Below are 18119 nucleotides of genomic sequence, written 5' to 3'. Positions count from 1 at the left end.
ATCCATGGCGGAAAAGACTCAGAAGCCGTAGGTGGCGGTGGCGTAGTAATACGCGCCGTTGGTGCCGATCGGCGACAGCACGTCGTACGGCAGGTTGCCGCCGTAGTTGATGGCCGAGCCGGAGCGTTCCGGGTAGTTGTCGGTCAGGTTGTTGCCGCCCAGAGCGATGCTGAATTTCGGGGTGAATTTATAGGTTACCTCGGCGTCCAGTTGCCATACCGCGCCGTAGGTTTGCTCAGGCTGCGAGTCGCCGAAATCGAACACCCGGGTGGTCTCGCCCTGACGGGTCAGACGCCCGAGCAGGCCCCAGTGTTCGCTGGTCCAGTTGGCGGAAAACACGAAGCGATCCTTGGGTGCGGCGTCGGTCAGGGTGTTGCGTTCCTCGACGCCGACCAGCGCGTCATTGCCGATCCCTAAGGCGGTCAGCTGCGACGGCGTGCCCTTGGTGCTGGTGACCTTGGTGTGGTTGTAGGTGTACGCGGTGGTCAGGGCCAGTTGCCCGTCGTAGAACGGCTGATGGTAGTTGAGCACCAGTTCGGCGCCGTCAGTGCGGGTGTCGGCGGCGTTGGTGAAGAAGTTGACATCGTGTACGCCCGGCACGCCGAAGTTATCGTTGATGTAGCTTTCCAGCGCGTCGCTGCCGATTCGCTGCGACAGGGTGATGCGGTCTTTGACGTCGATGCGGAACACGTCGAGCGACGCATCGAAGCGTTCGTTCAACTGGAACGTCAGGCCAAGGCTGAAGTTCTTCGAGGTTTCCGGGTCGAGTTTTTCCGCGCCCAGGGCACGGGCAATCGGATCGTTCACCGACAGCACGCGGATGTCGGTGAGCGTGCCGCCATCGCCGAAGTTGCTGGTGGTGTTCTGGAAGCCGCTCTGGGCCAGCGACGGCGCGCGGAAGTTGTTCGACACCGCACCGCGCAACGCCCATTGATCGGTCAGTTTGTAGCGACCGCTGAGCTTGCCGGTGAGTTTGCTGCCCGCATCGTCGTAATGTTCCCAGCGCGTGGCGGCATCGACGAAGAAACGCTCGGTGAGATCACCGGACAATTCGGCGTAGGTGCCGAACACGTTGCGATCCAGATCCGACTCTTCACTCGGGCGCAAGCCGTTGGCGCCATCGGCCCCGGAGCCAATCCAGGAGGCCTCGTCCCCGGCGAAGGTCAGGTAGTTTTCGTAGCGATATTCGCCGCCCAGCGCCAGCACGAACGAGCGGCCGCCGAGGCGCAATTCGCGGCTGAAATCCAGGTTGGTGGTGGTCTGGCGCAGCTCGTAATCGCCGGTGTCGAAACGGGTCGGCGAGTCCGCGCCGAGGCTGACGTTAAGGGTGCGACGGGTCGCCGACTCGAAGCGGTTGCGCCCGTGGGTGACGCTGCTGTCGAAATCCCAGTCGTCGCCGATCAGGCCTTTGTAGCCGGCGGTGGCGGAGATGTCGGTATTGTCGCCCAGCGATTGCGGCAAGTAGCCGTTGGGATAGAACTGCGGCTGCTCGGACGGGTAGCGATAGAACTCGGCGCCGGTGGTGTGGCGTTCGTTGTAGGTGCCGAAGCTGTAGGCCTTGCCGCCAGCCAACGGCAATTCACCGTTGAACCAGGCGTTGACGTCCCGCGCCACGCCGTCACCCATCACGTAGTTGCGCTGGCCCGGGGTGTCGGCAAAACCGTCGTAGCCGGCGCGGTTGGTCGGATTGCGATCCTTGTACTCGGTGCCGCCACGAATGAAACCGCCCTCCTCGCCCAGCCGCGTACCGATCTTGGCGGTGGTCACGCTGTTCTGGCCGTCGGTGGTGGTTTTGCCGATGGCGTCCTGGTGGGTGTGGTAGGCGCCGTAGCTGGTGGAGACTTCGCCGCCTTCGGGGGCGTCGTCGAGGATGATGTTAATCACCCCGGCAATCGCGTCCGAGCCATACTGCGCGCCGGCGCCGTCGCGCAGCACTTCAATGCGTTTGATCGCGCTGATCGGGATCGAGTTGAAGTCCACCGGCGCCGTGCCGCGCCCGATTTTCGATGAGTCGTTGACCACCGCCGAGGTGTGCCGGCGCTTGCCGTTGACCAGCACCAGCACCTGATCCGGGCTCATCCCGCGCAGCTGCGCGGCGCGCACGTGGTCGGCGCCGCCGGAGTTGGACTGGCGCGGAAAACTGAACGACGGCAACAGCGTCTGCAACGCCTGGCCCAGCTCGCCGCCACTGGCGCCGGCGGTCTTCAGGTCCTCGGCGGTCAGCACATCCACCGGCACCGGCGAATCCAGCACTGTACGAGCAGTGCCCCGGGTGCCGGTGACCAGCACGGTACCCAGCCGTGTGTCATCGTCGACGCGCGCGGAAGACTCTTCGGCTTGCGCAGGAAGTTGCCAGATTGCACTGACAACAGCGATGGCGAGTAATGAACGCGAACGGTGAATCATGCGACAGCTCCTTGAATCGCAGTTAATAACCGGCCGCCGCCGAATCATGAAGTGTCGGCAATCGGTGCACGGCAATTTCTGCTGTAGTTTTGATATTCAGAAAGGCAGCGAAGTGTGTTGAACAACTATCGACTGTTAGAGCGCAAGAACCCCAAAGTTAGTAGAACCCCCTGTTTACCGATGCTAGACGAGCGGTCCTCTGCCGCAAAAGAACCAATAACGCTTAGGTTATGCCCGACGAACGGAGTGTTGCCTGAGCAACACTTGTGTTTGCGCAACAACATGAATACCCAACTAACCAATAACTAATCACGCACAAAAACACACTCCACGTTGTTGTAGAGAGCATTATTAATCTGTGTTTTTTCGGTGCGAAGTTAGAGGCCGTCAGTCGAAGTCCTTTTCCCGCCAGGCATCTTCGGCAATGTCCAGCGCATCGCCGCTGAAACGCTGTTCAATGAACGGATCGGCGTGCAAGTGAAAACCGTTGCGCTCCCAGAAGCCCGGTTGTTCCTGATCGGTGAACTCGAGCCCGCGCAGCCATTTCGCGCTTTTCCAGAAGTATCGCCCCGCCACCACCAGCCGCAGCGGCCAGCCATGCTGCGCGGTCAGCGGCTGACCGTCGTAATGGGTGGCCAGCAGGCTGCGCGGGTGCAGCAGGTCATCGAGACGAAGGTTGGTCTGGTAATCGTGATCGGCGTGAGCCATGACGAAGGACGATGTCGGCCGGATGTCCAGGGCCTGCAACAGGTCTTGCAGGTGCACGCCGCTCCAGCGGGTGTCGAACTTCGACCAGCGTGTCACGCAATGAATGTCGCATTGCAACGAGCGTTGTGGCAGCGCTTGCAGATCGGCGTAGGTCAGCTCGACCGGGTTGGCCAAAGTGCCGAACAGGCGTAGCGACCACGTCGCCAGGTCATACGCCGGCACCTCGCCTTCGTGCAGGATCGGGAAACGCTCCGTGAGCACCTGCCCCGGCGGCAGCCGTTCGCCCAGCGCCACATCGGCTTTCGGCGAACGGCTCTTGCGCAGACGCGCAGCCTTGTCGTGCATGTCGGTTCCTCAGTTCGCCACGGGAATCCACGGTGCCCGCGCGACATTGGCGGTGTCACCGAAGGCCGGCAGTTTTTGCCCGAGGTCGCGCACGTTTTTCACGTCCAGATCCAGCAGTTGCTGACGGGTAATGAGAGTCGGCGGCACCAGCACCTTGTGCCCCGGATTTTCCCCGGCAATCAGCATCGCCAGACTGCGCACGCTGATCGCCCCGGCCACTTGCGGGTTGACCGCAGCGGTGGCGGCCCAGGCGCTGTCCGGTTCTTTCATGATCTGGATGTCGGCGGTGGAGATGTCGGCGCTGTAGATCTTCACCTTGCGGCTCAGACCGGCCTCATCGACGGCGATCTTCGCGCCTTTGGCAAACTCGTCGAACGGCGCAAAAATCACGCTGATCCCCGGATTGGCCCGCAGCACGGCGCTGGCCTGATCGGCCACCGAGTTGGCAATCGGCGGATTGAGCGTGCCGAAGCGCGCCTTCTCGATGATCCCCGGATTGCTCGCCTTGACCTGGCTCCAGATCTCGTCGCGGCGCTCCATCGGCGTGAAGCCGCTGATGTAGACATACCCGGCGTCGAAGCGGGTGCCGTTGTCCTTGAGCGCTTGATCGAGTGCCAGCCGCGCCAGTGCGTGGTGATCCTGCTCGACCTGGGTCACCTGTGGCGTGTTCAGGTCGACGTCGAATGCGACGACCTTGATGCCTTTGGCCAGCGCCCGCTCAATCGGCCCTTTGAGGGTTTCCGCCAGCCCCAGTTGCACGATGATCCCGTCGACACCGAGATCGGCGGCCTGATCGATCATCTCGCCCTGGCTCGCCGCCTGTTGCCGCGCGTCGAACACCCGCAGGTTGGCGCCCAGCGCTTCGGTCTGTTTCTCCACGCCGCGCAGATAGGCTTCAGGGAAATCCCCGGAGAACAGATAGCCCACCAGCGCGATTTGTACCTGACCTTTATCGAACGGCGCCGGCGCACCGGGCAAGGCCTTGGCCTGGGCATTGAAGGCCAGCGCCGAGAGCAGCGCCCCGGCGAGGCAATGACGTGCGAACTGTTTGATTGAACCGTGCATGGATCTTTCCTTGAAGCTTCAATGAACCGGCTCAGCGCGCCCGATGCGCGAGGCCGAAGGTGAACATCAGGGCCAGCACCAGCACCAGTCCCTTGACGAAATCCTGCGCGTAATACGGCGCGTTGAGCATGGTCAGGCCGTTGAGCAACGAGGCCACCAGCAGCGCGCCGACCAGCGTGCCGAACGCATTGGGCTTCTTCGCCCCGAGCACGGCAAAACCGATCAGCGCAGCGCCCAGCGCATCGAGCACCAGACCGTTGCCGGAGCTGACATCGCCGCGCCCCAATCGCGCCGCCAGCAGCAAGCCGCCCAGCGATGCGAGCAGCGCCGAAAGCACATAAGCCAGCAACTTGAAGCGCTGCACCGGCGCACCGGCCAGACGCGCCGCCTGCTCGTTGCCGCCAATCGCATAGAACAACCGGCCGATGCGCGTGCGTTCGAGAAACAGCCACACCGCCACCGCGACCACCGCCGTGATCAACACCGGAATCGGCACGATGTCCCACAGCCGTCCACGGCCCAGCGCCAGAAACAACGCACTGAACGATCCTTCGGCTTCGTCGCCGTTGGGCAGGGTCATGCCCACCGCAATCGAGCGTCCACCCGTGGGGATCAGTTGCACGCCGATCACCAGGAACATGCTGCCGAGCGTGGCGAGAATGTCCGGCACGCGCATCTTCACGATCAGCCAGCCGTTGAGCAGCCCGACCAGCGCACCACCCGCGAGGCTGATCAACACCGCCGGCACCGCGCCCCAGCCGAGCACCACCATCACGTAACTGGCGATCATCAGGCTCATGGCCGCCACCGCGCCGATCGACAAATCCAGCCCGCCCACGGCCATGGTCAGCGTCACGCCCAACGCCAGCAGCGCGACAATCGACACTGACTGCAAGATGCTGAACAAATTGCCGACCCGCAGGAATGCCGGTTCCGCCACACTGAAAAACACCACGATCAACGCCAGCACCCACAGCAGACCATAGCGGATCAGCGCTTGCACGAATCGCTCGGACGGCGCCAGGGCGGATGACAACAGGGAACTCGAATCAGGCACTCGCTCTACTCCTTGGCGCGGCGTGAACAACAGAATTTTGCGGATCGCTGCCGGCCAGCCCTGCGACCAGAGTGGCGCGATCCAGCCCGGCACGCGGGTACTCGGCCACCACCGCGTGATCGCGCACCAGCAGAATCCGGTCGGCGATCTCCAGCGCTTCATCGACATCCGAGCAGATCACCAGCGTGGCGCGGCCAGCGGCGCTGTCGCGCAGCAGTTGGCCGATCTCGCGCCGGGCACGCACATCGACGCCCTGAAACGGCTCGTCGAGGATCAGCACCCTGCCCTCGCCGAGCAGCCAGCGACCGAGCACGACTTTCTGCTGATTGCCGCCGGACAACGCGCTCATCGGCACATCGATGCCGGCGGTCTTGATTCCCAGCGCCGAGACTTGCGCCTCCACCGCCGCCGCTTCGGCACGGTTGCGGATGAAACCGCCACGGGTGAAGCGTTCGAGGAACGGCAAGGTCAGGGTTCGGCGCAATGAAAAATCCGCCACCAGCGATTGGCTCGCGCGATCTTCGGCGGCGAAGAACACGCCATTCTGGATTGCCTGGCGTGGGGAGCCCGGTTGCCACTCGATGCCATCCAGTTGCAGAGAGCCGGACAACGGTTTGCGCAGCCCGAACAGCACTTCGGCGATTTCGCTTTTACCGGCGCCGAGCAATCCGGTTAGCACCACCACTTCGTTTTCGTGCAAGGACAAATCAAAGGCACGGGTGCGCGGCAGTACTTTTACGCCGCGCAGTTTCAGCACTTCGCGCCCCGCCGCTCGCGGTGTGTAGACGTGAGCCTCCAGCGCCTGACCAAGCATCGCCTCCAACGCCTCGGGCAATTGCCGGGCACTGAACTCACCCGCCAGTTGCCCGTCACGCAAGACCACGGCGCGGTCGGCCACCCGTTGCAGATCGGACAGCCGATGAGAGATGTACAGAATCGCCACGCCACGGCTGCGCAAGCTGTCGATCAGCCCGAACAGACGCTGCGCCTCGGCATCCGACAGGGCCGCCGTGGGCTCGTCGAGAATCAGCAGGCGCGGTTGCAGGGCAAAGGCGCGGGCCAGCACCACCAATTGCCGCTCGGCCTGGCCGAGGTGTTCGATCGGCTGCTCCAGCGGCAGCACCAGCCCGAGGCCAGCGGCGATGCTCGCGGCGCGCTCCAGCAGGCGTCTGCGATTGAGCCAGAAGTCGGCGTCTGGGCGGCACAGTTCATCGAGCAGCAGGTTTTCCGCCACGCTCAAGCCGGGCGCGATGCCTTCATTGATCTGCTGATGAACCGCGACGATGCCGAAACGGCGCGCCGACAGCGGCGAACTGAAATGCCGGGGCTGGCCATCGATCCAGATCTCGCCGCCATCATGGGTCTGGCTGCCGGCGAGGATTTTCACCAGCGTCGATTTGCCCGCACCGTTGGCGCCGAGCAGCGCCACCACTTCGGCGGGAAAAATATCCAGGCTGACCCGGTCCAGCGCCCGGTTCGAGTCAAAGGTCTTGCTCAGTTCACGTACACGAATCAGTGGCTCGGAGACCACGGCGACAGGCGCACCCATAAAATTCCTTAACGTCGATGAGCCAGCGAACGCACCAGTCGATCGCCCAGGCTTTGCACACCCTGGACGAGGATGACCAACACCACGACGGTGGCAACCATCACTTCATTGTTGAATCGTTGATAGCCGTAGCGGATCGCCAGATCGCCCAGTCCACCGCCCCCGATCACCCCGGCCATGGAAGAAAAACCGATCAGCATCACCAGCGTCAGGGTGACGCCCGCCAGCAAGGCCGGCAGCGCTTCGGGCAACAGCACTTTGAAAATCACGTGGCGGATGTCACCGCCCATGGCGAGGATCGCTTCGATCCGGCCCTTTTCGACTTCGTCCAAAGCGTTCTCGACGATCCGCGCAAAAAACGGAAAGGCGCCGATGGTGATCGGCACCACGGCGGCAGTGCTGCCCAACGTAGTGCCGACCACCAGCCGGGTCAGCGGGATCAGGGCAATCAGCATCACCACGAACGGCAGCGAACGACCGAGGTTGATCAACGCGCCCAAGGCCTGATTGAGCCTCGGCAACGGGTAAAGACCCTGACGACGGCTGATGAACAGCAACACCCCCAGCGGCAAACCGATCAGCAAGGTGAACAGCCCAGCGAGCAGCACCATGTACAGGGTTTCGCCGGTAGCGTTGAGCACCAGTTGCAGGATTTCATTCCAGTCGATTACGCGGTTCATGAGTGGGCCGCCCGTACGCCGTATTGCCGCAGAAAACTCAAACCGGGCGCGTCATGCCCCAGCGGCAAGCCGCAACTAGGCCGCAGGGAAGCGCCGAGGGCGGACTGTGGATCGGCCAGCAATCGAGCGACTGGCCCCGCCTCCACCAGTTTTCCGTTGGCCATGGACGCGGCGTGATCGCAGATCGACTTGACCACGTCCAGCTCGTGGGTGATCAGGACGATGGTCAAACCGAGCTGGCGGTTGATGTCGCGCAACAGCTCCAGAATCGACGCGGTGGTTTCCGGGTCGAGGGCGCTGGTGGCTTCGTCCGACAGCAGGTACGCCGGCCGTGCCGCCAGGGCCCGCGCAATGCCCACCCGCTGTTTCTGCCCGCCGGACAGTTGCGATGGAAAGGCTTCGGCCTTGTCGCCCAGCCCCACCAGATTCAGCAGCTCGCGAACCCGTTCATGACGCTGTGGCTTGGCAACCCTGGCGATTTCCAGCGGCACCGCGACGTTGTCGAACACGTTGCGCGAATGCAGCAGGTTGAAGCCCTGAAAGATCATGCCGATGCGCTGACGCTGGCGGCGCAACTCACGGTCGGACAGCGCCGTGAGGTCTTCGCCGTCCAGCAGAATCCGCCCGGCATCCGGGCGTTCGAGCAGATTGAGGCAACGCAGCAGCGTCGATTTACCCGCGCCGCTGCGCCCGAGAATCCCGTAGATCGCGCCATCGGGAATGCTCAGCGACACCTGATCCAGCGCCGGAGCCGACGCTGACGGATAGGTCTTGCTCAACTGCTCGACGACGATCATGGCTTGGCATCCGCCACCGGGATCACCGAGCCCTTGAAGTTCTCGGCGATGTATTTGGCGACTTGCGGCGAAGTCAGGTCCTTGGCCAGCTGCTGAATGCGCGGATCGTTTTCCAGTTTCGGCGTGGTCACCAGAATGTTGGCGTACGGGTTATGTTCGGCCTTCTCCAGCCCCAGCGCATCCCTGGCCGGCACCAGCCCCGCTTCCAGCGCGTAGTTGCCGTTGATTACTGCCAGGTCCACGTCATCCAGCGCACGAGGCAATTGCGGCGATTCGATTTCGAGGATCTTCAGCTGTTTCGGGTTTTCGGCGATGTCCTTGGGCGTTGCCTGATCGGCCGCCGGGTCATTGAAACCAGGCTTGAGCTTGATCAGGCCGTTGTCCTGCAACAGGTACAGCGCGCGGCTCAGGTTGGTGACATTGTTCGGCACCGCGACCGTGCCTTTGTCCGGCACCTGGGCGAAGGTTTTGTGGCGATGGGAGTAAATCCCCAACGGCTCGATGTGCACCGTGGCGGCCACCGCGAGTTTTTCGCCGAGAGCCTTTTCCTGGGATTGCAGGTACGGCAGATGCTGGAAGTAGTTGGCGTCCACATCGCCGTGCACCAGCAGTTCGTTGGAGTTCACGCCCTGCGGGATTTCGATCACCTTGAGGTTGAGCTGCGGATCGAGTTTCTGGATGTACGCCAGAATCTGCGCGTGGGGCACCGGGTCGGCGGCAACGCGCAATGGCTCCAGCGCTTGAGCACTGAACGAAGTCACCAGCGCGCCGAGGACGGCCAGGGTCAGGCCTGCTTTTTTCAACACTGCTGTTTTCAACATGGGAAAAATCCTTTTACGAGTGATGGATCAGGCGTTGGCGGTCTTGCGCAGCGGTGTCTGGGTGTTCGACGCGTCGGCGTAAAAGCGCTGCGCGACATCGGGATGGGAGCGCAGTCGGCCCTTCAGGTAATTCCAGCCGACATCACGGAACAACGGATTGAGCGGATCACTCGCCGGGCCGCGCGCCTCACGCAACAGCGCCGTCGGCAAGGGATAAAGCGGCACCACTGCATCCAGTTGCGCGCCGAGGAAAAACGCGATGGACAAGCGCTCGCTGCCCACCGGCGGCGACACCACACGATGCACCGTGGCGCGCAGATAACCGTTGGTGGCCAGCTCCAGCAATTCGCCGATGTTCACCACCAAGGTGTTGTCCCGAGGCAGCGCATCGATCCAGCGCCCCTCTTCGATTTCCACTTGCAGACCGGCCTGCTGGTCTTGCAGCAGGAAGCTGAGAAAACCCGAATCCTTGTGCGCGCCGACGCCCTGATTGCTCGCCGTCGAGGCTTGCCCCGGATAGCGCATCAGCTTGATGTGTTCGTTGGGTTTGTCGCCGTACAACCGGTCAAAAGCGTCTTCCGGCAAGGACAGCGCCTGAGCGAATGCGCGCAGCAGGCGCAGCGACATTTGGGTCATCGCCTGCTGCCAGTCGAGCAACAGCGGCTTGAGTTGCGGCAACGCCTTAGGCCATTGATTCGGCCCTTGCAGCCGCGCCCACAACGGACTGTCGGCGTTCAACGGCAAGACCTCACGCTCGGCGCCCAGATCGAATTGCTCACGCTGATCGGGCTGGCCACGGGTGATCTCGGAAGCGGCGCGGTTGTAGCCGCGAAAGTGCGGCGAATTGATCATGCCGACAGCGGTTTTCTCGCTGTCAGGCAAGGCGAAGAACTGGCGCGCGTGGTCCTGCACTTGATCGAGCAGGCCGGCGTCGATGCCATGGCCGGTCAGGTAGAAAAAACCCACATCGCGGGCGGCATGGCGCAAGTCATCAAGAAATGCCTGGCGTTGCGACGGCGTACCGTCGAGCTGGGACAGGTCGAGGATGGGTAATGCGGTGATGTCTGAGGTGTGCGGCATGATTCACTCCCGTGTGAATCAAACCTGAAGAGTCCGTGATCGATTCAGCGTGTGCCGTCATGGCAATCGGGGGTCTGTCGGTTTGATGCTTTTGGTTCGTCTATGAAACAAAACTAAACGATATTAAAAAAACCGAACAAATATCTTTTTTGCATTAGCTTAGGTCTGTCTGACTACGGGACTCAGCTGACCACCACGCCTTTCGGGCCGCTGGCGATAAGCGCCGCCCCACACGCAGTTTTCATCCCACCCAGCGCAATGGGCGTGCCATCGACGGTATAGGTGGTATAGGTGCTGCTGCCCCGGTGCGGAAATGAAGAAGTGAATATGAGCCGGGCGCTGACCGTGTTTGCGCGAATCAGAATTGACGGCCCCCAACGAAAAAACCACCTGCGAACAGGTGGTTTGATCTGGCCGGCACACCCGATCACTCAGCGATCGGCATGCTGCTCCAGCATCGCATAGGCCTCGCCGGTGAAACGGTAGCTTTTGTCGGGCTGAAACACGATGACGCCCTCCTCGCACAAACGCTTGAGCACTTCCCTGACGCTGATGAACTGAATGCCCCTGACAAATGCCTGCAGATACCCATGCACCCCGCGCCCGCCAACGGCGCGTCCTTCCCGTGTGGCAACCAGCAAGGCATCGATCACCTTGATCCGGATCAGGCTGGTGCGCAGCCCGTAATAATGCAGCAGCTCACGGATATGCTCGTTGGTGCTGCGCTCAAAATCGAAGGCTCGCTGGACTTTCGGGATCGGCAATGGCGTACCAGAGGAAGTCGATGCCGGGCTGGTTAACATTCGAATACTCCTTTCCTTGAAGGCTCTATGATCAACCGCTGTGCGTAGCTCTATATAGAAGAAGGCGCACCCGACAGTGCGCCCCCGGATCAGAAGTCGACGGTCGCCGACAACTGCAACGTGCGTGGGTAGCCCGGGGAGAACGCGCCATAGGACGCCACACCCGACCAGTACTCGCGATCAAACACGTTCTGCACCGTGGCGCGGAATGTCGTTGGCCGACCTTCGATCTTGGTGGCGTAGCGAGCGCCGGCGTCGATGCGGGTCCAGGAAGGCAGTTCCTGGGTGTTGGCCTGATTGACGTATTGGCTGTCGGTGTAGATCGCGCCGCCGGTCAGGGTGAAACCTTCGACCCACGGTGTATCCCACTCGGCCCAGAGGTTGGCCTGGACATCCGGCACGCCCACCGGTTTGTTGCCACGGTTGGCGGCGGTGGCCGAATCCGTCAGTTCGCCATCGAGCAAGGTCACGCCGCCCATCAGGCGGGTGCCCGGCGCGACTTCACCGAACATGCTCAGCTCGACACCACGGTTACGTTGTTCGGCTTGCACCGAGAACACGTTGCCGGCGCCGATTTCGCCGCTCGGCTTCTCGATCTGGAACAGCGCCAGGGTGGTCATGAACGTGCCGTGTTCGTACTTCACGCCGATTTCGTGCTGCTTGGACTTGTAGGGTGCGAAGGTTTCGCCGGAGTTTGCTGCAGTGCCCGGAGCGATATCACCTTTGCTCAGGCCTTCGACGTAGTTGTAGTACAGCGAAACGTCTTCCCACGGTTTGACCACCACGCCTGCCAACGGCGTCGTCGCGTTGTCGTCGTAACGGGAGCTGACCGCACCCGAAGCGTTGTAGTTACGCGATTCGATGTCCTGACGGCGCACGCCGAGGGTCAACTGGATCCGGTCATCGAGAAAGCCCAGGGTGTCGGTCAACGCGATGCCGGACAGTTCCGATTCGGAAACGCGCAGCACTTTCGGCGAATTGATGTACTGCTTCGGCACATCCACCGGGTGGTAGATGTTCGAGCGGATCTCTGTGCCGTTGTTGATGCCACGGGACAACTCGTCCTGATAACGGGTCGCCATGATCGTGGTCGTGTGGGTGACCGGGCCGGTGGCGAACAGCGCACGCATGCCCACATCGGCCGTCGAACGGTCGACGTTGAATTTGTAGTAGCCGGGGATGTTGCTGGTGTCGCCGGCGTCGTTGAGGATTCGCGGCACCTGGTCGGACATGCGCTTGACGTCGGAGCGGCCACCGCCGGCGTGGGCGAATACCGTCAGATTATCGTTGAGGTCGTACTCGCCGCCGAGCAAGGCCGACTGCTCCTTGGTGTCCGACCAGCCCCAGTCCTGCGGCAGGTTGGTGCGGCCGTTGGGCGCCGATGGAATCTCGACGCCCGGTGCGATGGTGAACGGGCGCGACGCCGCCTCGAAGCTCTCTTTCTGGCTGATGAAATCCAGGTTCAGACGCAAGCGCTCGCCCTGGTAGTCGAGGGCGATGGCACCGATGTTGAGGTCCCTCTCCTGATCATCCACCGCAGTGTCGCCGCCCTGGAGGCTGCCATTGAAACGTACGCCGAACTGGTTTTCGTCACCGAAACGCCGACTGATGTCCAGGTGCCCGCCCACTTGCGAGTCCGACGCGTAACTGCCGGTGAAGCGGGTCAGGTCTTCGGCCAGCGGCCGTTTGGGTACGATGTTGATCACGCCGCCGACGCCACTGTTGGGCGAAATCCCGTACATCAGCGCGCCTGGACCCTTGAGCACTTCGACGCGCTCGGCGTATTCGGTGAACACGCGATAGTTGGGCGCAACGCCGTACACACCGTCATAGGCCAGCTCGCCGAGGTTGCCCTCGCCTATCGCAAATCCCCGGATGAAAAACGAATCGACGATCCCACCGGTCTGCCCGGTCGAGCGCACCGATGGGTCGCGCTCCAGTGCATCAGCCACGGTGACCGTTTGCAGATCCGCGAGGGTTTTGGCGGTGTAGCTGGTCACGCTGAACGGCGTGTCCATCACGTCTTTGTTGCCCATCATCCCCAGCCTTGCGCCTCGGGCGACCTGCCCGCCGGCGAGGACTTCCGGCAATGCGGTTGCGCCGTTGTAACGGGCGTTGACGTTGGTGGTGTCCAGCGTCAGCCCTTCGGTGGCGGCGGCGTCCTGTTGCTCGGGTTGCTTGGGGTCTGCTGCCCAGGCAGTGGCGCTTCCTGCGGCCAGGATAGAACTCAGCATCGCGGTGCGAATGGCCAGTGTGAGGGCGCGTTCACTGCAGGGTCGGCGTGCAACAGACATGACGATTGGGTCCTTCTCGAATGGCTGAAAATGGTAATGACTCCTATTTGCCAGTCGACAATCGAAAAAGTATCAGCGTGGCCGAATATTTTTTTGCGCGGATCGCCCGCAGGGGAAAACGCCGGAGGATGGGACAGTGAAACCCACCCTCCGACGCCGGTCAGTCATACAGGCAGTGCAGCGGGATGGAGACCAACGGCAGCGCGGGGTCGAACGCGTGGCGGGTGGTCTTGTACGGGAACAATTCGCCACGCTCGATGGTGGTGAAAATCTGCGCAACTTCGAACGCTTGTCCGGTTTGCCAGTGGCGCACACAAACCCGTGGGTCGGCGTAGTCGAGCTGGATGCACGGCACGCGTTTCAACCCCAGTGCCCGCGCTGCGTTGAACCGGTGGTTGCCGTCCATCACGATGCCCCGGGAACGCTCGACGATGATCGGTTCCAGCCAATGCCCGGCCTGGATGATCGCCTCGCGCAGACGTTGCACGTTGAGCGGATCGACCTGCTCGGATTGCCGCACGTCGCACAGCGCACGCAAGGCAATCTGGTAACCATGTCCCATGCTTCACCCCCGGTTTCAGCAGGCATCCGCGTTGGCGAGCAGCGCGTACTGGCTGGCCATGTCCCGCAGGCGCTGGGCCTGTTCGATGAGCGGCAGATCGACCATTTCGCCGTCGACCTGCACCGCGTGACTGCCCCCGGCCACCGCGCTCAGGACCCGATCCGCCCACGCCAGTTGGCGGGCGTTGGGCAGGAAGGCTTTCTGCACCGTGGTGATTTGCGAAGGATGGATACACAGCTTGGCGCCGAACCCCAGCGACCGGGCGTAACGCGAGTCGCGCTCGACCACCTCCATGTCGCTGATGGCCGGGGTCACGCCATCGATCGGCGCCGGTAACCCGGCCACCCGCGAAGCCAGCACGATGCGATTGCGGGCGAACAGAAACGCTTCGGGAATCTGGCTGCAATCGATGTCCAGGGAAAAATCCAGCGAACCGAATGCCAGCCGCGCCAACCCGGGAATCGCCGCAATCGCCTCGACCTGATGCAAGCCCTTGGCGGTCTCGATGATGGCGACGATCTGCAGCTCTGGGTTCCATTCCAGCAGGCGCCCGACGACATGGGACAGGCTCTGCGGGCATTCGGCCTTGGGCAGGAAAATCCCCGCGCAGCGCTCGGGGTAGCGCATATCGCCCAGCCACGTCATGTCCTGGCGAAACAGCGAACTGCCGACGCTGTTCAGCCGGATGTAACGCCGGCAGGCGGTTTCAGGCGTGCTCTGTTGCCAGGCCCAGATCGCCGCCCGGGCCACGGCTTTGCTGTTCGGATGAACGGCATCTTCGAGGTCGAGAATGATCGCGTCCGGCCCGGCTTCGACCGCTTTGGAAAAACGCTCCGGGCGGTTGCCGGGAACGAACAGGTAGCTGATGGGAAGCGTAGCGTTGGTGCTGTGACGAACAGTCATCGGGACTCTCCTGAGCGTGCTTCAGTCGTGGGTTTAAAAAAAATTCGAACACCTGTTACAGGGGAAAAACCGGGTTGATTTCAGGCGCATTGAATCAATCGTCAACACCTTGAATAACAAGGCGTTAAGAGAATTTTTAATCAATACGCGAGCGCTTACTTGAGCATGCGAATAAGCGGCTTCGCACTCCCCTGTTGTGTGTGTTCATTCAAAAATATTTGAAAACCTTACTTGATAATCGTTCCCGTTCGCAATATTGTTCGAGCCGCTGACAGGGTCGAGACTCAAATCAAGACCTGCGATTTTGTTCACGGAAAGTTCGGCGCAATGATGTCACTTACATGTCAGGCAATGGCACTTCAAAAGCGACAAGGCCATATTTTATTGGCCTTCTCCTTGCCTGCCTGAGCCTTAAGGAGTGGGGTTCTCATGAAACAGATTTGTGAAAATTTTATGAAAGAACATGCCCCTTGTTTAATTCCAGAGCGGATCTGTCATCCGCCTCCACCTTTTTAAACATTCGTATCTGACGAGCAGCAAGAACACGCAACATACATATGGCGATTATTTACGCCAGAGGTTTTCTATGCCTGAATTAATTGCGCCGCCCATTAAAGAAACAACTGTAGCTCAGTACACAAAAGTGCTGAAACCGTTACTTGATCCTGTTATCGAAAACTTTCTTCAACATTCACCTGGGAAACTTGTTGAGCTTGTTAAACAACACGGATCGCCGCTGAATCTCGTGTGGCCACATGCCTTTGAGGCCAATGCCCAGGCGCTGCAATCGGTGCTGAAAAAGCATGACGTCGACTACGCGATTTTCTACGGCGCCAAAGCCAACAAGTCCCAGTGCCTGCTGGCTGCGGCTGCGTCGTCAGGCATCGGCACTGACGTATCGAGCCTGTTTGAACTGCAAGCTGCGCTGCGCGCCGGGACCGAAGCGGAACATCTGTGCGCAACCGGGCCGGCGAAGACGACCGCGTTTCATCAAGCGCTGGTGCAAGGCGGTTCGCTGATTTGTGTGGACTCACGGGAAGAGTTCAGCCAGCTAAAAGCGCTGCTTGACACTACGCCGGCACCGGCCAAAGCCCGAGTTCTACTGCGTTACAGGCCGACAAGTTGCCCGGCGAGCCGCTTCGGCATGGGCGCCGATGACGTGTTTCAGTGCCTGCAATGGCTGACGGAACATCGTGAGTCGTTGCACTTCGAAGGGTTCCATTTCCACCTCGGCGGATACGGCTACGAAACCCGGGTGCAGGCTTTCCGTGAAGTGACCGGTTTTTTCGATGCCGCCAGGGAAATGGGCCTCGACCCGGTCATGATCGACATCGGTGGTGGCCTGCCGATGCGCTATGTCGACCCGCAGGAGTACGACAGTTTTTTGCAGAACGACAACAACCCTGGTCATTATCAGAATCGTCGAGTACCCAACTCTTTTTATCCTTATGGCAGCAGTCTGACGGCTTGCCAGTGGTTGGACTTATTCCTGGCGTCGGAGCATTCCCCGGAAAAAACAATTGCCGGTTACTTGAAGAGTCAGAATATAAAACTGGCACTGGAGCCCGGCCGAAGTCTGGTGGATCAAGCAGCGGTCACCGTCTTTCGCGTAACGCGCACCAAACAATTGGCCGACAACAAAGTTGTGATATTCGCCGAAGGCAGCAGTTTCAGCGCGTGCGAAACCTGGTTTTCATCTGAATACCTTGTCGATCCAATCCTGATCACTTCGAAAGAATCGAGACACGTTCCGATGCAAGCCTACATCGCCGGGCATAGTTGCCTGGACGATGATGTGATTACTCATCGATTGATCAACTTCGAAACAACACCGCAAACCGGCGATTTATTGATCTACGCCAATACCGCCGGTTATCAGATGGACTTGCTGGAAAACGAATTTCATCGCCACCCGTTGCCACGGCGACTGATGGCGACTTGTTGTACGGAAGGTAACTACGCATTCACACCTGACTATTAAGGGAAGACGTCCAGATGATACTGAATAAAGTTTCGGATCTTATTGGCAATACACCAATGTTGGGCATTGATGTTCCGGATAGCAACGCTCGACTTTTGCTCAAGATAGAGAAGAACAACCCCGGCGGCAGCATTAAAGACCGTATGGCGCGCAACATGGTATTGGCGGCGCTCAAGTCCGGAAAGTTGAAACCCGGTGGTGTGGTCGTGGAATCGTCCTCCGGCAATACCGGCATCGGCCTGGCGATGGCAGCCGTGGAGTTCGACCTGCATTTCATTGCGGTGGTCGATCACCATGCGGCGCAGGACAAGATCGCGGTGATGAAGGCTCTGGGCGCCGAAATCCGTTTTGTCGCCGGCACTTACCGCGAAGACGAAGTGGCCGTGGTCGAGCGTCAACGGTTGGCGGCCGAACTGGCTTCGCAGATCCCCGGCGCGGTGTTCATGAACCAGTCCGACAACGCGGCCAACGCTGGCGGCTACAGCGACTTCGTGCGTGAAACCATCGCCCAGGCCGGTGGCCACATTGGCGCCTACGTCGGTTGCGTCGGCACCGGCGGCTCGATGACCGGCATTGCCCGTGGCCTGAAACTGCACAACCCGGACATCGTTACCGTCGCCGTCGAACCGGCCGGTTCCATCGTCTTCGGCCATCCCGGCTATCCCTATTACCAATCGGGAACCGGCACGCCTGCCGGCGACACCGTTGGCCTGGTGCTCGACTACAGCTGCATCGACCTGGGCTTGCAGGTCACCGATTCCCAGGCCTTCGAAACCGCCCGCTACATCGCACGCAATCTGGCCCTGCTGGTCGGCGGTTCGACCGGCGGAGCGATCTTCAAGGCGCTGGAGCTGATTCACAAAGGCACGTTGACCGGCAACGTTGTGGTGCCGATTGCCGACGGCGGCGAGAAGTACTTGCACACCGTGTTCGACGACAAATGGCTGCAAGAGCGGGATCTGCTGGACCCGGACGTCGCACCGCAACTGGATCGCTGGCTGGGCAAGACCCGCTGGCTGGAATCCGACGCTACTCCCTTGCAATTGAGCGTCGCCTGACGCGTCTCCC

Annotated in this window: 15 protein-coding genes and 2 pseudogenes; 2 read left to right on the top strand and 15 right to left on the bottom strand. The window is 61.1% G+C overall.

What is annotated here, in order from left to right; genetic code table 11:
* Positions 1-18 precede the first annotated feature (18 nt).
* From PDR5_RS12445 to PDR5_RS12385, 15 genes and pseudogenes are all read right to left on the bottom strand, one after another.
* Positions 19-2406, bottom strand: coding sequence for a TonB-dependent receptor plug domain-containing protein (locus PDR5_RS12445; RefSeq protein ID WP_064595796.1), 2388 nt, complete (start codon positions 2404-2406; stop codon positions 19-21).
* Between the two features lie 387 nt (positions 2407-2793).
* Entirely contained in the window at positions 2794-3459 is a 666-nt protein-coding gene (locus tag PDR5_RS12440; RefSeq protein ID WP_064595794.1) for a sulfite oxidase-like oxidoreductase, read from the bottom strand.
* 9 nt (positions 3460-3468) lie between these two features.
* Positions 3469-4524, bottom strand: coding sequence for a substrate-binding domain-containing protein (locus PDR5_RS12435; RefSeq protein WP_064595792.1), 1056 nt, complete (start codon positions 4522-4524; stop codon positions 3469-3471).
* 31 nt (positions 4525-4555) lie between these two features.
* On the bottom strand, positions 4556-5581 hold the full coding sequence (locus PDR5_RS12430; RefSeq protein ID WP_064595790.1) for an ABC transporter permease: 1026 nt from the start codon (positions 5579-5581) through the stop codon (positions 4556-4558).
* Positions 5574-7130: a sugar ABC transporter ATP-binding protein gene (locus PDR5_RS12425; protein WP_064595788.1), complete on the bottom strand. Its 1557-nt coding sequence runs from the start codon at positions 7128-7130 to the stop codon at positions 5574-5576. The genes PDR5_RS12430 and PDR5_RS12425 overlap by 8 nt, the downstream gene beginning before the upstream one ends.
* 8 nt (positions 7131-7138) lie before the next feature.
* Positions 7139-7810: a methionine ABC transporter permease gene (locus PDR5_RS12420; protein ID WP_064595786.1), complete on the bottom strand. Its 672-nt coding sequence runs from the start codon at positions 7808-7810 to the stop codon at positions 7139-7141.
* Positions 7807-8607 carry a methionine ABC transporter ATP-binding protein gene (locus PDR5_RS12415; RefSeq protein WP_082934397.1) on the bottom strand — a complete coding sequence of 267 codons (801 nt, stop codon included), beginning with the start codon at positions 8605-8607 and terminating at the stop codon, positions 7807-7809. Before PDR5_RS12415 ends, PDR5_RS12420 begins: the two co-directional genes overlap by 4 nt.
* Positions 8604-9413: a MetQ/NlpA family ABC transporter substrate-binding protein gene (locus PDR5_RS12410; protein ID WP_039771213.1), complete on the bottom strand. Its 810-nt coding sequence runs from the start codon at positions 9411-9413 to the stop codon at positions 8604-8606. Before PDR5_RS12410 ends, PDR5_RS12415 begins: the two co-directional genes overlap by 4 nt.
* Before the next feature lie 42 nt (positions 9414-9455).
* Positions 9456-10508 (bottom strand): isopenicillin N synthase family dioxygenase, encoded by a 1053-nt coding sequence (locus PDR5_RS12405; protein ID WP_064595784.1) that lies wholly within the window; start codon positions 10506-10508, stop codon positions 9456-9458.
* 182 nt (positions 10509-10690) lie between these two features.
* Positions 10691-10783, bottom strand: a pseudogene (locus PDR5_RS30135) (PAAR domain-containing protein); the annotation flags it as partial.
* A 13-nt stretch (positions 10784-10796) separates the two neighbouring features.
* Positions 10797-10928 (bottom strand): annotated as a pseudogene (locus PDR5_RS30490) (dioxygenase family protein); the annotation flags it as partial.
* 11 nt (positions 10929-10939) lie between these two features.
* Positions 10940-11311: a hypothetical protein gene (locus PDR5_RS12400; RefSeq protein WP_064595782.1), complete on the bottom strand. Its 372-nt coding sequence runs from the start codon at positions 11309-11311 to the stop codon at positions 10940-10942.
* 89 nt (positions 11312-11400) lie between these two features.
* A complete protein-coding gene (locus tag PDR5_RS12395) occupies positions 11401-13605 on the bottom strand; it encodes a TonB-dependent receptor (RefSeq protein ID WP_064595780.1) in 2205 nt (734 codons plus the stop codon).
* Positions 13606-13765: 160 nt separating this feature from the next.
* The gene (locus PDR5_RS12390; protein ID WP_064595778.1) at positions 13766-14167 is read right to left on the bottom strand and encodes a ParB N-terminal domain-containing protein; all 402 of its coding nucleotides are present in this window, start codon (positions 14165-14167) and stop codon (positions 13766-13768) included.
* Positions 14168-14182: 15 nt separating this feature from the next.
* On the bottom strand, positions 14183-15070 hold the full coding sequence (locus tag PDR5_RS12385) for an HpcH/HpaI aldolase/citrate lyase family protein (RefSeq protein WP_064595776.1): 888 nt from the start codon (positions 15068-15070) through the stop codon (positions 14183-14185).
* A gap of 586 nt (positions 15071-15656) precedes the next feature.
* On the opposite strand from PDR5_RS12385, the gene PDR5_RS12380 reads away from it, so the two are divergent.
* Positions 15657-17051, top strand: coding sequence for a Y4yA family PLP-dependent enzyme (locus tag PDR5_RS12380; protein ID WP_064595774.1), 1395 nt, complete (start codon positions 15657-15659; stop codon positions 17049-17051).
* A 14-nt stretch (positions 17052-17065) separates the two neighbouring features.
* Positions 17066-18109, top strand: coding sequence for a PLP-dependent cysteine synthase family protein (locus PDR5_RS12375; RefSeq protein WP_064595772.1), 1044 nt, complete (start codon positions 17066-17068; stop codon positions 18107-18109).
* The last annotated feature ends 10 nt before the right edge of the window (positions 18110-18119 follow it).

The sequence above is a fragment of the Pseudomonas sp. DR 5-09 genome (genome assembly GCF_001655595.1).
Classification (GTDB): Bacteria; Pseudomonadota; Gammaproteobacteria; order Pseudomonadales; family Pseudomonadaceae; genus Aquipseudomonas; species Aquipseudomonas pharyngis.
The sequence above is the reverse complement of the archived record's forward strand: the minus strand, read 5'-3'. Positions and strand labels throughout refer to the sequence as shown.